The sequence below is a fragment of the Nonomuraea sp. NPDC005650 genome (assembly GCF_040605375.1).
Lineage (GTDB): Bacteria > Actinomycetota > Actinomycetes > Streptosporangiales > Streptosporangiaceae > Nonomuraea.
Window position 1 is genome coordinate 1 of sequence record NZ_JBEXCR010000010.1, and the last position, 14,599, is coordinate 14,599.

Genomic DNA, 14,599 nt, shown 5'->3' on the forward strand with positions numbered 1-14,599 from the left:
GAGTACCCCGAAGGGCCTTTCCGCTCGACTTGCATGTGTTAAGCACGCCGCCAGCGTTCGTCCTGAGCCAGGATCAAACTCTCCAAACAATGTCTGGATTGTGAATCCAAGCAATAACCGTCAATAATGACGGGGATATGCATGTGTTACTCATGCACTGGCTTTTAACACACTGTTGAGTTCTCAAGAAACGGACGCGTACTTCCTTGCCAAGATCCTTCAGGAGACCCTAGCACGGAGGCGCACATTTCATTTCCTTCAGTCTACCAGATCCGGACGATCCTTGTCAAACCGCCCGATCCGGTAGGTTCCGGACTCGCCCCTTCCGAGGCAACCCTGCTAACTTACTCCAACTTTCGGCGCTTGTCCAACCAACCGGCTGGAATCGCCCGAAAACCGGGATCGATCAGAAGGGGTGTCAGGGCAACCGCCCTACGTCTAAAACTGTAGCAGCCCCGACGGCGTCGAAGGTCCATCTTCGGTAACGAATGGACCTTCCCCGCGTTCGTATGGTTCAAACCCCGAGCCCGGCGAGCTGTGCCTCAAGCCGCTCGATGTCCGCGGCGGACTGCTCGGCCCGGCTCCTGACCTTGGTCACCACGTCTTCCGGGGCCTTGGCCATGAACTGCTCGTTCCCCAGCTTGGCGGCCACCTGCGCGGCCTCCTTGCGGGCGACGGCCAGGTCCTTCTCCAGGCGCTTGCGCTCGGCCACGACGTCGATGGCGCCCGCGGTGTCGATCTCCACGGTCACCCCGCCCACCGTGAAGCTCGCCGTGGCGCTGAACGACTCAGGCGGATCCGTAAGACGCAGCAGCGCGCGGATCGCACTCTCCTGGCCGGCCAGCGGTGTGCCCGCCAGCCCGAGCCGGGCGGCGACCTTCTGGCCCGGCTTGAGCCCCTGGTCCGAGCGGAACCTGCGGACCTCCGTCACCAGCTCCTGCAACGCGCCGATCTCCGCCTCTGCCGAGGCGTCGGTGTAGCGGGCGTCGACCGCCGGCCACGGGGCCACCACGATCGACTCGCCACCTGTGACGGCCCGCCAGAGCTCCTCCGTCACGAACGGCACGAGCGGATGCAGCAGCCGCAGCAGCGCGTCGAACACGTGGCCGAGCACCAGCCTCGTGTGTTCGAGCCCCTCACCGAGCTGGATCTTGGCCAGCTCCAGGTACCAGTCGCAGACCTCGTCCCACGCGAAGTGGTAGAGCAGATCGGACGCCTTGGCGAACTCGTAGTCTTCGAAGGCCGCGTCGGCGGCCGCCACCACGGACTGCAGGCGCGACAGGATCCACCGGTCGGCCGCCGTCAGCTCGGCCCCTTCCAGCGATCCCACGGCCGCGCCGTTCATCAGGGCGAACCTGGTGGCGTTCCAGATCTTGTTGCAGAAGTTGCGGGAGCCGGCCGCCCACTCCTCGCTCACCGCGACGTCGGCGCCGGGATTGGCCCCGCGCAGCAGGGTGAAGCGGGTGGCGTCGGCGCCGAAGCGTTCGATCCAGTCGAGCGGATCGACCACGTTGCCGAACGACTTGGACATCTTCTTGCCGTACTGGTCGCGGACCATGCCGTGCAGCGCGACGACGCGGAACGGCGGCTCGCCGTCCATGGCGTACAGCCCGAACATCATCATCCTGGCCACCCAGAAGAACAGGATGTCGTATCCGGTGACCAGCACGGAGGTCGGGTAGAAGCGCTCCAGCGCGGGTGTCCGCTCCGGCCAGCCGAGCGTCGAGAACGGCCACAGCGCCGAGGAGAACCAGGTGTCGAGGACGTCGGTGTCCTGGGTGTAGCCGGCGGGCGGCTCCTCGTCGGGGCCCACGCACACGACCTCGCCGTCCGGCCCGTACCAGACCGGAATGCGGTGCCCCCACCAGAGCTGCCGGGAGATGCACCAGTCGTGCATGTCGTCGACCCAGTCGAAGTAGCGCTTGGCCAGCTCCGGCGGGTGGATGCGGGTGCGGCCGTCGCGGACGGCGTCGCCGGCCTCCTTGGCCAGCGGCCCGACGTTCACGAACCACTGCAGCGACAGCCTGGGCTCGACCACCGTCTTGCAGCGCGAGCAGTGGCCGACCGAGTGGAGGTAGGGGCGCTTCTCGGCGACGATCCGCCCCTCGGCGCGCAGCGCGGCGACGACGGCGGGCCTGGCCTCGAAGCGGTCGAGCCCCTGGAAGAGACCGTGCGCGGTGATGATGCCGCGCTCGTCCATGACGGTCAGCGACGGCAGCGAATGACGCCGTCCGATCTCGAAGTCGTTGGGGTCGTGGGCGGGGGTCACCTTGACCGCGCCGGTGCCGAAGGCCGGGTCGACGTGCTCGTCGGCGACCACGGGGATCATGCGCCCGGTGAGCGGCAGCTCCACCATCGTGCCGACCAGGTGCGCGTAGCGCTCGTCGGAGGGATGGACGGCCACGGCCGTGTCGCCGAGCATCGTCTCGGCGCGCGTGGTGGCCACCACGATCTCGTCGGAGTAGCGGATCGAGACGAGCTCGCCCTCGTCCTCGCTGTGCTCCACCTCGATGTCGGACAGCGCGGTCAGGCAGCGCGGGCACCAGTTGATGATCCGCTCGGCGCGGTAGATCAGCCCGTCGTCGAACAGCTTCTTGAAGATCGTCTGCACGGCCCGCGAGAGCCCTGGGTCCATCGTGAACCGCTCGCGCGACCAGTCGACGCCGTCGCCGAGCTTGCGCATCTGGCCGAGGATCCGGCCGCCGGACTCCTCCTTCCACTCCCAGACGCGCTCGACGAACGCCTCGCGCCCGAGGTCGTGGCGCGACTTGCCCTGCTTGGCCAGCTCGCGCTCGACGACGTTCTGGGTGGCGATGCCGGCGTGGTCCATGCCGGGCAGCCACAGGGTCTCGCGTCCCTCCATGCGGGCGCGCCGCGTCAGCGCGTCCTGGATGGAGTGGTCGAGCGCGTGCCCGATGTGCAGGACGCCCGTCACGTTGGGCGGGGGCAGGACGATGCTGTACGGCACGCGCGAGCTGCCCGGGTCGGCGGTGAAGTACCCCTGGGATACCCAGCGCTCATAGCTCCGGGTCTCGACGTCGGCCGGGGTGTACTGGGTGGGCAGCTCTGGCGTTCTCACGGTGACCAATTCTAGGGAGGTGGGAAAGCGAAACGCCCCAGGGATCGACTCCGCCGGGGCGCTTGCCTTGGGTTTATGGGATCAGGCCGACTTTTCCCGCGGCGTGCGCTGCTGCTTGGCGGCAAGCTGGTCGCGGGGTACGAGAGTCGGGATGGCGTGTTCGAGCACGGACTCCCGGGTGATGACCACGCGGGCCACGTCCTGGCGCGACGGCACTTCGTACATCACCGACTGGAGCACTTCCTCCAGGATCGCGCGCAGCCCGCGGGCGCCGGTGCCGCGCAGGATGGCCTGGTCGGCGATGGCCTCAAGGGCGCCGTCGGTGAACTCCAGCTCCACCCCGTCGAGCTCGAGCAGCTTGCGGTACTGCTTGACCAGCGCGTTGCGCGGCTCGGTGAGGATCTGGATGAGCGCCTCGCGATCGAGGTTGTGCACCGAGGTGATGACCGGCAGACGGCCGACGAACTCGGGGATCATGCCGAACTTCAGCAGGTCCTCCGGCATCACGTCGCCGAAGATGTCGACGGTGTCGACCTCTTCCTTCGACCGGATGATCGCGTTGAAGCCGATGCCCTTCTTGCCGATGCGCGACTCGATGATCTTTTCCAGACCGGCGAACGCACCGCCACAGATGAACAGCACGTTGGTGGTGTCGATCTGGATGAACTCCTGGTGCGGGTGCTTGCGCCCGCCCTGCGGGGGCACGCTCGCCGTGGTGCCCTCCAGGATCTTCAGCAGCGCCTGCTGCACGCCCTCACCGGAGACGTCGCGCGTGATCGACGGGTTTTCGCTCTTGCGGGCGATCTTGTCGACCTCGTCGATGTAGATGATGCCGGTCTCGGCCTTCTTGACGTCGTAGTCGGCGGCCTGGATGAGCTTGAGGAGGATGTTCTCCACATCCTCGCCGACGTATCCCGCCTCGGTCAGCGCGGTGGCGTCGGCGATGGCGAACGGCACGTTGAGCATCTTCGCCAGGGTCTGCGCCAGCAGCGTCTTGCCCGAACCGGTCGGGCCGAGCAGCAGGATGTTGCTCTTGGCCAGCTCGAGGCCGTCGTCTCTGCCCCGGTCGCCCGACTGCACCCGCTTGTAGTGGTTGTAGACCGCCACCGAGAGGGCCTTCTTCGCCTTGTCCTGACCGATGACGTAGGCGTCGAGGAACTCGTAGATCTCCCTCGGCTTGGGCAGGTTGTCCCACTTGAGCTCGGAGGACTCGGAGAGCTCCTCCTCGATGATCTCGTTGCAGAGATCGATGCACTCATCGCAGATGTAGACGCCTGGACCGGCAATGAGCTTCTTGACTTGCTTCTGACTCTTTCCGCAGAAAGAGCACTTCAGCAGGTCTCCCCCGTCGCCGATGCGTGCCACCCCAGATACTCCTTTGCGTGGGACCGCCCTGCTCCTGCGAGCAGTGTCTCCGGACATCCTCCGGACTTGGCCGAACCGCTCAGGTTTCGACGTTACCGTCTTCTGGGCCCTCAGTGAGCCCCCTAGCGGCGAGTCGCACCGGAACGTGCCCTATTGGGCAGCGCCCCGGTGCGTCACGTCTCGTCTAGGAAGCCACGGCCTGAGCGCGCTTCTTCCTGGACGGGATGATGTCATCGATCAGACCATACGCCTTTGCCTCGTCCGCGTTGAGAATTTTGTCGCGTTCGATGTCCTTGCGGACTTCAGCGGAGGTCTTCCCGGAGTGCCTCGCCACGATGTCCTCGAGGAGGGACCGCATGCGAAGGATCTCGCGGGCCTGGATCTCGATGTCGCTGCCCTGGCCGCCACCCTCGGTGGACGGCTGGTGGATCAGCACCCGGGCGTTGGGCAGCGCGAAACGCTTGCCCGGGGTGCCGCCGGCCAGCAGCACGGCCGCGGCCGAGGCTGCCTGGCCCAGGCAGACGGTCTGGATCTCCGGCCGGACGAACTGCATCGTGTCGTAGATCGCCGTCATGGCGGTGAAGGAGCCACCCGGCGAGTTGATGTAGATGCTGATGTCACGGTCGGGGTCGAGCGATTCCAGCGTCAGCAGCTGGGCCATCACGTCGTTGGCCGACGCGTCGTCGATCTGCACTCCGAGGAAGATGATGCGGTCCTCGAAGAGCTTGTTGTACGGGTTCATCTCCTTCACGCCATATGACGTGCGCTCGACGAAGGAGGGGAGAACGTAGCGGCTCTGGATATTCACTTCTCTACTCCCCCTTAGGAGACCGGGCCCTGCGAGGGCACCTGCCGCGCACTGCGGACCACGTGGTCGATGAAGCCGTAGTCCTTGGCTTCCTCGGCCGTGAACCAGCGGTCGCGGTCGGAATCGGCCTCGATCTGATCCAGCGGCTGGCCCGTGTGGAAGGCGATCCGCTCGGCCAGCGTCTTCTTCACATAGAGCATCTGCTCGGCCTGGATGGCGATGTCGGCCGCGGTGCCGCCGATGCCTCCGGACGGCTGGTGCATCATGACCCTGGCATGGGGCAGTGCGTACCGCTTGCCCTTGGTGCCCGCGGTGAGCAGGAACTGCCCCATCGAGGCGGCCATGCCCATCACAACCGTGGAAACGTCGTTCGGTACGTATTCCATCATGTCGTAGATGGCCATGCCAGCGCTCACCGAGCCACCCGGCGAGTTGATGTAGAGCGTGATGTCACGGTCGGGGTCGTCGGCCGCGAGCAGGAGGAGCTCGGCGCAGATCCGGTTGGCGATCTCGTCGTTGACTTCCTGCCCCAGCACGATGATCCGCTCCCGGAGCAGGCGCTGGTAAAGCTGGTCCTCAAGCCGGAAGGACGAGCCGTTCTCACGGCCTCGCGACTCAGGCTGATAGAAGGTCGGCGGGCTGGTCACAGCGTCACCTTCCGATGCGTCGTAATCGATTGGCTTTGCTTGTGACCTTAACGCGCGCCGCGCACAGCTCATGCCCGGTCCCCGGGACTGTTCGCTGACGGCGCAGGTTCGTCGCGCCCTCCTGGGGCTCGGCTCCCTGAAGCGCCGCGCACGGCCTGCTGGGCGCGCCACCGGCACCTGGGCCCCGTCGAGGCCCTTCGGATGCTCACGAGCCCTCTGAGGGCCTCACACGGCCCGCACGCTCTTTCCCTGAACGCCCCGGAAAACTTTCCATGAACGCCCCGGAAAAGGCCGAAGCCCCCGAGCCGGACGGCCGGGGGCTTCGGAAACGAACGAGAGGGCGGTTACGCCTCGGACTTCTCCTCGGCGGGAGTGTCCTCGGCGGCCTCTTCCTCCACGACCTCCTGGCCGTTGATCTCGGCGTAGATCGCCTTGATGTCCACCTCGTTGCCCTCGGTGTCGACGACCTTGGCCCCGTCGCCGAGCACCGCCTTGGCCTTGTCGCGCACGATCTCCACCATGGCCAGCGTGAGCTGGTCGTTGTCGGCGAGGTGCTTGGCCAGCTCGTTGGGCTGAACGCCCATCTCCATGGCGCGGCGCACGACGAAGTTGGTCAGCTCCTGCTCGGAGACGCCCAGCTCCTCGGCCTTGACGATCTTGTCGAGCACGAAGCCGACCTTGATCGCGCGGGCGGAGTTGGTCTCGAACTCGGCGAAGCGCTCCTCCTCCGTCGTCTGGTACAGACGGAAGAAGGCCTCGCGGCTCAGGCCGCTCTCGGCGATCTGGTGGTTGAGGTTGTGCTGGCGGGCGTCGATCTCGGCCTTGAGCGCGCTGTCCGGCAGCGGGATGTCGATCTGCTCCAGCAGCGTGTCGAGGGCCTTCTCGCGGGCCTGGACGACCTGGTCGATCAGCTTGTTGCGGCGGGCCTGCTCGCGGATGCTGGCCTTGAGCTCGTCGAGCGTGTCGAACTCGCTCGCGAGCTGGGCGAACTCGTCGTCGAGCTCGGGCAGGACCTTCTCCTTGACCGACTTGACGCTGATGATCACGTCGGCTTCCTCGCCGGCGTTCTCACCGCCGACCAGCTCGGTCTTGAAGCTCTTCTCCTCGCCCGCGGACATGCCCTCGAGCGCGGCGTCCAGGCCCTGGAGCACGGAGCCGGCGCCGACCTCGTAGGAGACCTCGCTGGCCTGCTGCTCCTCGATGTTGTCGCCGTTGATCTCGGCACGCAGGTCCATGACGACGAAGTCGCCGTTGGCGGCCGCGCGCTCGACGCCGGCCAGCGTCGCGAAGCGCTGGCGCAGCGCGTCGAGCTGGGCGTCGACGTCCTCGTCGGAGACCTCGGCGGAGTCGACCGTGACCTCGAGGCCCTGGTAGGCGGGAACCTCGAAGTTGGGCCGGATGTCGACCTCGGCGGTGAACTCGATCTGCTCACCGTCGTCGATCTTCGTGACCTCGATGTCGGGCTGGGCGACGGGGAAGACGTCGAGCTCGTCGACGGCCTTGCCGTACAGCTTGGGCACCGCGTCGTTGAGGGTCTCCTCCAGCACCACCGCCCGACCGAAGCGCTGCTCGATGATGCGGGCCGGAACCTTGCCAGGCCGGAACCCGGGGACGCGCACCTGCTGCGCGACCTTCTTGTACGCCGCATCCATGCTCGGGCGCAGCTCGTCGAACGGCACCTCGACAGTGAGCTTGACCCGGGTCGGGCTGAGCTCCTCGACAGCGGTCTTCACGGAATGGTCTCCTTGATCAAGCTACGAGTGATCGCGGGCGCGTCCATCGGTAACGGCACACGCGCCGCGCCCACATGAGCGGTGTTGGGCATGCTCCGCTTCGGCGGGATCCAACGCCGATGGCCAGTCTAGGGCAGATGCGTACCCAACAACGACGTCCGCGCCGTCACAAGTCGCCCGCGATCATCCGTAACCGTCCGTCAGAACTCGTCCGCGATCGTCCGCAGGAGCTCGACCGTCTCGTCCGGAGTGGTGCTCACAGCGCAGAGCCGCTCCATCACCTCGGTGTATCGGTCCACGTCCTCACGTTTGTCGAGGTAGAGCGCGCTGGCCAACTGCTCGACGTACACGACGTCGGGCAGGTCGGTGTCGGGGAAGCGCAGGACGCTGAACGCCCCGCCTTCCGCGCTGTGCCCGCCGAAACTGAACGGCATGATCTGAATCGTGATTTTGGGCTGGCGCATCAAGTCGATGAGGTGCTCGATCTGGGCCCGCATCACCTCGACGCCGCCGATGGGGCGTCGCAGCGCGGCCTCGTCGATCACGGCCCAGAACACTGGCCCGTCAGGTCTGTCGAACATCCGCTGGCGCTCCAGCCGGAGATCCACTCTTCTGGAGATCTCCTCGGCCCCGATCCCCGCCGATCCGGCGGTCACGACGGCCCTTGCGTACTCCTTGGTCTGCAGGAGTCCTGGCACGAACTGGACTTCGTAGGTCCTGATCCTGGCGGCGGCCTCTTCAAGGCCGACGAACGCCTGGAACCACGTGGGCAGGACATCGTTGAACCGGTGCCACCAACCAGGCTCGTTGGCGGTGGCGACCAGGTCGAGTACGGCGGAGCGGGCCTGCTTGTCGATGACCCCGTACAGGGTCAGCAGATCCGCCACGTCCCGCTCTTTGAACCCCACTCGGCCCAGCTCCATGCGGCTGATCTTGGATTCCGAGCCACGGATGAGGTGGCCCGCCTCCTCACGAGTGACGTTCTTCGCTTCCCTGAGCTTACGCAGCTGGGAGCCCAGGAGGATGCGCAGCGCCGTCGGCCCGGAACCCGGCTGGTTCTGCGTCACTTTGCCTCCTATCAAGGTCCGCACACACAGTGACACCACATTGCCGGTTATGACAAGGTCTCAACCTCGTGTCCGATTCGCAGAGTTATGCCCCAAAACAGAGCTTGCTACTGCACAATGCAAGTGCACGTGCATTTGGGTCTTGCAGGTGCAGCGATCGTGACCCATGATGGCTTAGTGCATATTGGGCCAAACATGCACTAACTCGGGCTGAACGGGGAGGTATCGGCAGAATGGTGGAGGATCCTCTGACCACTGCCGATGCTTTGCAGATCACCCGGGAAGTGGGCTTCGACCACCTCCTCATGGGCGGCAAGCCGTACACGACCTCGTGCCCGTTGCCCTTTCAGGCCGACTCCGTGAAGACGGCCAGGGACGTGACCCGCTCGACCCTCAAGGGCTGGGGCCTGCAAGAACTGAGCGACGACGCCGCGCTGGTGGTCTCGGAGCTGGTCACGAACGCGGTGCGGTACGCGATGTACGCGGCGGGCCGGCGGGAGATCGAGCTCTTGCTGATGCGCGTACAGCCGCACGTGCTGCTGGCGGTGGCCGACCCCAGCGACGAGGTGCCGCGGCCCAAGGAGCCGGACTTCATCTCGGAGAACGGGCGCGGCCTCTACATCGTCGAGACCTACAGCCAGTGCTGGGGCTGGGACCCCCTGGCCCGCGGCGGCAAGGCCGTGTGGGCCCTGTTCCGCACCGAGCCCTGATCCGGGGCCCCGATCCCCGTCAGTCGCCGATCGCCCCGTCGATGCGCTCGCGCAGCAGGTCCGCGTGACCGTTGTGCCGGGCGTACTCCTCGACCATGTGGATGAGGATGTAGCGATGGGTGCAGACCTGCCCGTTGCGGTCGCCGACGGCCTCCAGCGGCTTGGCTGCCGAGATGGCGCGGGCGCGCTCGATCTCCTCCTCCCACGTGGTGAAGGCCTCCTTGACGGAGGCGGTGTCCACCTCTTTGAAGTCGGCGTCGTTGTCGCGGTCCTTGTCCCAGAGCTTGGGAATGTCCTCGCCGTTCAGCACGCGGCGGAACCAGCTGCGTTCGACGTGCGCCATGTGCCTGACCAGGCCGAGCAGGGACAGGGTCGAGGGCGAGGCGGAGCGCAGGCGTAGCTGGTCGTCCGACAGGCCCTCACACTTGAAGGCGAGGGTGGCGCGGTGCCATTCGAGCCAGTTGTTCAGCGTGGTCCGCTCGTCACCGGTGAGGGGCGGCGGGATCCGGGTGTCTTCAGTCACGATGTCCGACCTTATGGCCCCGATGCGTCGACACAGCGCATCGGCTCAGTTCATCGAGATGTGGACGTGATCGAAGTGGTTCTCGGTGACGCTGCCGCGGTCCGACATCCCCCGCCAGCCCGAGCCCATGTTGATGCGTTGCTTCCAGATCACGTACTTGACGCCGAGCTTGGCCTTGTTCTTGAGCGCCCACTCCGCGATGCGGTCGCCCAGGGCGTTGTTGATGCCCGACGGCATCGAGCCGCCGCTGCTCATCATGAAGTCGCAGGCCCGCCCCAGCGGGTGCTCGCCGCTTGAGCCCGAGCGGAAGCAGCCCACCGAGAACGGCAGCTTGAAGTTCTTCTCCAGCTCCGCCTTCATCAGCCGGGTACGGGCCGTGATGTTGTCCGAGCCTGTGGGCAGCTCGGGCGCCCAGCTGCCGTTGGCCTGACGGCCGGGCCCGAACGGCACGAGGTCCTGGAGCTTCTTCTTGATGTCGTCGATGACGTCCTCGGCCTCGTCGCGCTGCGCGGCCACGTCCTTGGCGTCCACGCCGATCTGGGTGGCGAGCGCGGCGGCCTCGTCGGAAGCCCTCTGCTTGTCGTCACGGGCCTTGGCCACGCCCTGGACCAGCGCCTGCTGCTCGGCCGTCAGCTGTTCGAGCAGGGCGGCGCCGCCCCCGTTCTGGACCATCAGGGCGGAGGGCAGCGAGGGGTCGTGGTTCTGGTAGCGCATCCTGGCGAGGTCGCCGACCCGCTGCTCGGCCGTGGCCAGCGCCTGCTCCGCGGCGGCCAGTCGCTCCTTGGCCGCCTTGGCGGCCTCCTGCGCCTTGGCCAGCTCGACCCGCTTGAGGTTGTACCGCTCGATGAGCTTGTCGACCTTGCCGTTGAGCTGCTTGAGCTGGGTGCGGAGCTCGGTCTCGGACGGCTTGGGGGCCGCCGAGGCCGCGGTCGCCGGCAGGAGGCCGACGGCGGCCGCGGCCAGCAGGCTGATGGCAAGGGCCGCGGGGGACGGAGCCGCCACGTGGATGTTCCTCTCCCTCTGCCGACCGGGTTAGCTGACGGGTTCGGGCTGGGAGCTGCGTGCCCTACCACCGAAGTGGATTCACCCCAGGTGCAGATGGGTCCCCGGCTCCCGGGCGACTCGCCCGGGATTAGGCGTGTGGCTGCTGTTACGGCAGCCACAAAAGGGATATTAGTGGTAGATCACGAGTCACGCGACCCCCATTAGAAATCTAATAGTGATCTACTCGTGATCGAAGCATCCGTGCGGCCTCCTCCGGCAGCACATCGTTCACAAAGGCCCCCATCGCGGACTCCGACCCGGCCAGGTACTTGAGCTTGCCCGGCGCCCGCCTGATGCTGAACAGCTCCAGGTGCAGGTAGCCGAGCTCGCGGTCCTGCCGCACGGGCGCCTGGTGCCAGGCCGAGATGTACGGCATCACCACGCCGAACAGGTCGTCGAAGGCCCGCAACACCGACGTGTAGAGCGGCGCGAACGCCGACCGCTCCTCCTCCGTCAGCGCGGCCAGGTCGGGCACGTGCCGGTGCGGGTAGATGTGCACCTCGTACGGCCACCGCGCGGCGGCGGGCACGAACGCCGTCCACAGCTCGTTGGCGGCCACCACGCGCGTCCCGGCGGCCCGCTCGGCGGCCAGCACGTCGGCGAACAGGTTGCCCTTCGTGTAGCGCCTGGCGGCGGCGAGCTGGAGCTTGGTCCTGGGCGTGACGTACGGGTACGCGTAGATCTGGCCGTGCGGGTGGGCCAGCGTGATGCCGATCTCCTCGCCCCGGTTCTCGAAGCAGAACACCTGCTCCACGCCCTCGATGCCGGACAGCTCGGCCGTCCGGTCGGCCCACGCCTCCATGACCAGCTCCACCTGGTCCTCGGTCAGCTTGGAGAAGGACGACGAATGCTCCGAGGTGAAGCAGACCACCTCGCACCGCCCGACTCCCGGCCGGACCCCACTCAGGCCCCCTGGATCCACATAAGTCCCGAAATTTCCGGAGAAGGAGGGAAATCGGTTCTCGAACACCGCCACGTCGTAGTCGTACGCCGGCACCTCCGTCGACCTCGTGGCCGACGACGGGCACAGCGGGCACTCGTTCGCCGAGCCGGTCGGCTGGAACGTGCGCGTCTGCCGGTGCCCCGCCATCGCGATCCACTCCTCGGTCAGCGGGTCGTAGCGCAACTCGGAGGCCACCGGCCGGGGGTCGAGCACCCGCCGGTCGATCGCGCTCCTGTCGGCGTCGTCCCGCCGATCGAAATAGATCAGCTCACGGCCGTCGGCCAGGTGGGTGATGGTGCGCTTCAAGGCGAGCCCTCCGCGATGATCAGTTCTCCGGCCCGTTCGGCCAGCTCCATGCGTGCGTCCTCAGGCAGCCCCGCGTCGCTGATGACCACGTCGGCCTCGGTCAGCTCGGCGATGGTGCTGATGCCGACCGTGTTCCACTTCGTGTGGTCGGCGGGGACGACCAGCCGGTGGGCGGCCGTCACCAGCTCCCTGTCGGTCTCCGACTCCAGCAGGTTGGGGGTGGTGAACCCGGCCCGCACGCTCATCCCGTGCACCCCGAGGAACAGCGTGTCCACGTGCAGGCGGCGGATCGCGGCCACGGCCACCGGGCCCACCAGCGCGTCGGACGGCGTGCGTACGCCGCCGGTCAGCACGACCGTGCGGTCGGGACGCGGGTTGCGGTGGAAGACCTCGGCGACGGGGATCGAGTTGGTGATCACGGTCAGCTCGGGGACGGCGATCAGGTGGCGGGCCAGCGCCCACGTGGTGGTGCCCGCCGAGAGCGCCACGGCCGTGCCGGGCCGGACGAGGCCGGCCGCGCGGCGCGCGATGGCCTCCTTCTCCTGCTGCTGGCGGGCCGACTTGGCGGTGAAGCCCGGCTCCTCGGTGGAGCCGGGGCCGAGCGCGGTGGCGCCGCCGTGCACCTTCTCCAGCAGCCCGCGCTCCGCCAGCACCTCGAGGTCGCGGCGGATGGTCATGTCGGACACGCCGAGCTCGCGGACCAGGTCCGCGACCCGGACGCCGCCGTTGCTGCGCACGCGTTCGAGGATCGTCTGCTGACGCTGCTGTGCGAGCACGCCCGCTCCTTCCAACAGATTCCACCAAATTATGACACGGAATTGTTGGGGAATGTTAGTTCGCGTGCTGCGCTTGCGCTGGTCAGCGCGGGCGGGAGAGGCTCGTGACGTAGCCGATCATTGGGCCGATCATCGGAGGCGAGCTTATGGCCAGGCGCTCACGCAAGGGCAAGGCACGCAAGAAGAAGAAGGCGAACCACGGCAAGCGCCCCACGGCGCGTTGACCGGGTGGCCGCCTCTCGCGGCGGCCACCCCGCCCTCATCCGGGCAGTTCGGACAGGGCCTGCTCGATGCGGTCCTGCGGGAGCGTGTAGTCCTCCAGCCGCCCGGCCAGGTAGCGGTCGTACGCGGCCAGGTCGAAGTGGCCGTGGCCGCAGAGCGCCGTCAGGATCACCTTCTCCTCGCCGCTCTCCTTGCACAGCAGGGCCTCGGCGATCGTCTCCGCGAGCGCGTGCGTGGGCTCCGGGGCGGGCACGATGCCCTCGGTCCTGGCGAAGCGGACACCGGCCTCGAAACACTCGCTCTGGGCACGGGTGACGGCCTCGAACAGGCCCAGCTCGTACATGTGCGACAGCAGCGGCGACATGCCGTGGTAGCGCAGGCCGCCCGCGTGGATCGGGTCGGGGACGAACCCGTGCCCCAGCGTGTGCATCTTGAGCAGCGGCGTCAGGCCCGCGGTGTCGCCGAAGTCGTAGGCGTACACGCCGCGCGTGAACGACGGGCAGGCGGCCGGCTCGACCGCCCTGAACACCGTGCTGATCCGCCCGGCCAGCTTCTCGCGCAGGAACGGGAAGGTGAGGCCGGCGAAGTTCGAGCCGCCTCCGGTGCAGCCGATGACCAGGTCCGGCATCTCGGGCAGCTGTTGCAGCGCCTCCTCGCCGATCACGGTCTGGTGCATGAGCACGTGGTTGAGGACCGAGCCGAGCGCGTAGCGGGCGTCGGGCGTGGCGGCGGCCACCTCGACGGCCTCGCTGATCGCGATCCCCAGGCTGCCGGGCGAGTCCGGGTCGTCCGCCAGGACCTTGCTGCCCGAGCCGGTGAGGGGTGACGGGCTGGCGTGGACGGTGGCGCCGTACACCTGCATGAGAGAGCGGCGGTACGGCTTCTGGTCGTACGAGGCGCGCACCATCCAGACCTGGCACTCGACGTCGAACTGGGAGCAGGCGAACGCCAGGGCCGATCCCCACTGCCCGGCACCGGTCTCCGTGGTCAGCAGCCGCACGCCTTCGCGGGCGTTGTAGTACGCCTGGGGCACGGCCGTGTTCGCCTTGTGCGAGCCCGCGGGCGAGACGCCCTCGTACTTGTAGTAGATCCTGGCCGGCGTGCCGAGGGCCTTCTCCAGCCGGCGGGCCCGGATCAGCGGCGTCGGCCGCCAGAGCCGGTAGACGTCGAGCACCTCTTGCGGGATCGGGACGAACCGCTCACCGCTCACCTCCTGCCCGATCAGCTCCATCGGGAAGAGCGGAGCCAGGTCGCCGGGCCCCACGGGCTCGCGCGTCGCCGGATGCAGCGGCGGCGGAGGCGGAGCGGGCAGGTCGGGAACGATGTTGTACCAGTCGCTGGGGATCATCGCCCCAGTGTGCGCCGCTCACGCTCCG

At 67.4% G+C, this 14,599-nt stretch carries 12 protein-coding genes, 1 rRNA gene and 1 riboswitch; of the genes, 1 reads left to right on the plus strand and 12 read right to left on the minus strand.

The features are described from left to right. The 7 genes from ABZS69_RS18475 to ABZS69_RS18505 form a co-directional block, all read right to left on the minus strand. Positions 1 to 89, minus strand: a 16S ribosomal RNA gene (locus ABZS69_RS18475); the annotation flags it as partial. A gap of 425 nt (positions 90 to 514) precedes the next feature. Beyond that, positions 515 to 3,079 (minus strand): valine--tRNA ligase, encoded by a 2,565-nt coding sequence (locus ABZS69_RS18480; RefSeq protein WP_355373422.1) that lies wholly within the window; start codon positions 3,077 to 3,079, stop codon positions 515 to 517. An 81-nt stretch (positions 3,080 to 3,160) separates the two neighbouring features. Further along, positions 3,161 to 4,444, minus strand: coding sequence for an ATP-dependent Clp protease ATP-binding subunit ClpX (clpX, locus tag ABZS69_RS18485; protein ID WP_188192332.1), 1,284 nt, complete (start codon positions 4,442 to 4,444; stop codon positions 3,161 to 3,163). Positions 4,445 to 4,628: 184 nt separating this feature from the next. Next, a complete protein-coding gene (locus ABZS69_RS18490) occupies positions 4,629 to 5,252 on the minus strand; it encodes an ATP-dependent Clp protease proteolytic subunit (RefSeq protein ID WP_355373426.1) in 624 nt (207 codons plus the stop codon). Positions 5,253 to 5,266: 14 nt separating this feature from the next. After that, complete coding sequence (locus ABZS69_RS18495; protein ID WP_355374172.1) at positions 5,267 to 5,899, minus strand: ATP-dependent Clp protease proteolytic subunit; 633 nt, start codon at positions 5,897 to 5,899, stop codon at positions 5,267 to 5,269. A gap of 344 nt (positions 5,900 to 6,243) precedes the next feature. Then, on the minus strand, positions 6,244 to 7,632 hold the full coding sequence (gene tig, locus ABZS69_RS18500) for a trigger factor (protein ID WP_355373429.1): 1,389 nt from the start codon (positions 7,630 to 7,632) through the stop codon (positions 6,244 to 6,246). A 200-nt stretch (positions 7,633 to 7,832) separates the two neighbouring features. Further along, positions 7,833 to 8,699, minus strand: a complete 867-nt coding sequence (locus ABZS69_RS18505) for a helix-turn-helix transcriptional regulator (RefSeq protein WP_355373432.1) — start codon at positions 8,697 to 8,699, stop codon at positions 7,833 to 7,835. Between the two features lie 233 nt (positions 8,700 to 8,932). On the opposite strand from ABZS69_RS18505, the gene ABZS69_RS18510 reads away from it, so the two are divergent. Then, positions 8,933 to 9,409 (plus strand): ATP-binding protein, encoded by a 477-nt coding sequence (locus ABZS69_RS18510; RefSeq protein ID WP_355373435.1) that lies wholly within the window; start codon positions 8,933 to 8,935, stop codon positions 9,407 to 9,409. Positions 9,410 to 9,428: 19 nt separating this feature from the next. On the opposite strand, the gene ABZS69_RS18515 is transcribed toward ABZS69_RS18510, so the two are convergent. From ABZS69_RS18515 to ABZS69_RS18535, 5 genes are all read right to left on the minus strand, one after another. Then, the gene (locus ABZS69_RS18515; protein WP_355373438.1) at positions 9,429 to 9,932 is read right to left on the minus strand and encodes a DinB family protein; all 504 of its coding nucleotides are present in this window, start codon (positions 9,930 to 9,932) and stop codon (positions 9,429 to 9,431) included. A gap of 45 nt (positions 9,933 to 9,977) precedes the next feature. Next, entirely contained in the window at positions 9,978 to 10,934 is a 957-nt protein-coding gene (locus ABZS69_RS18520) for a hypothetical protein (RefSeq protein ID WP_355373441.1), read from the minus strand. A gap of 5 nt (positions 10,935 to 10,939) precedes the next feature. Next, positions 10,940 to 11,081: riboswitch (cyclic di-AMP (ydaO/yuaA leader) on the minus strand. Between the two features lie 64 nt (positions 11,082 to 11,145). Then, a complete protein-coding gene (galT, locus tag ABZS69_RS18525; RefSeq protein ID WP_355373443.1) occupies positions 11,146 to 12,225 on the minus strand; it encodes a galactose-1-phosphate uridylyltransferase in 1,080 nt (359 codons plus the stop codon). Further along, on the minus strand, positions 12,222 to 13,001 hold the full coding sequence (locus ABZS69_RS18530; RefSeq protein ID WP_355373446.1) for a DeoR/GlpR family DNA-binding transcription regulator: 780 nt from the start codon (positions 12,999 to 13,001) through the stop codon (positions 12,222 to 12,224). Before ABZS69_RS18530 ends, galT begins: the two co-directional genes overlap by 4 nt. Positions 13,002 to 13,260: 259 nt before the next feature. Next, on the minus strand, positions 13,261 to 14,571 hold the full coding sequence (locus tag ABZS69_RS18535; protein WP_355373449.1) for a TrpB-like pyridoxal phosphate-dependent enzyme: 1,311 nt from the start codon (positions 14,569 to 14,571) through the stop codon (positions 13,261 to 13,263). Positions 14,572 to 14,599 lie beyond the last annotated feature (28 nt).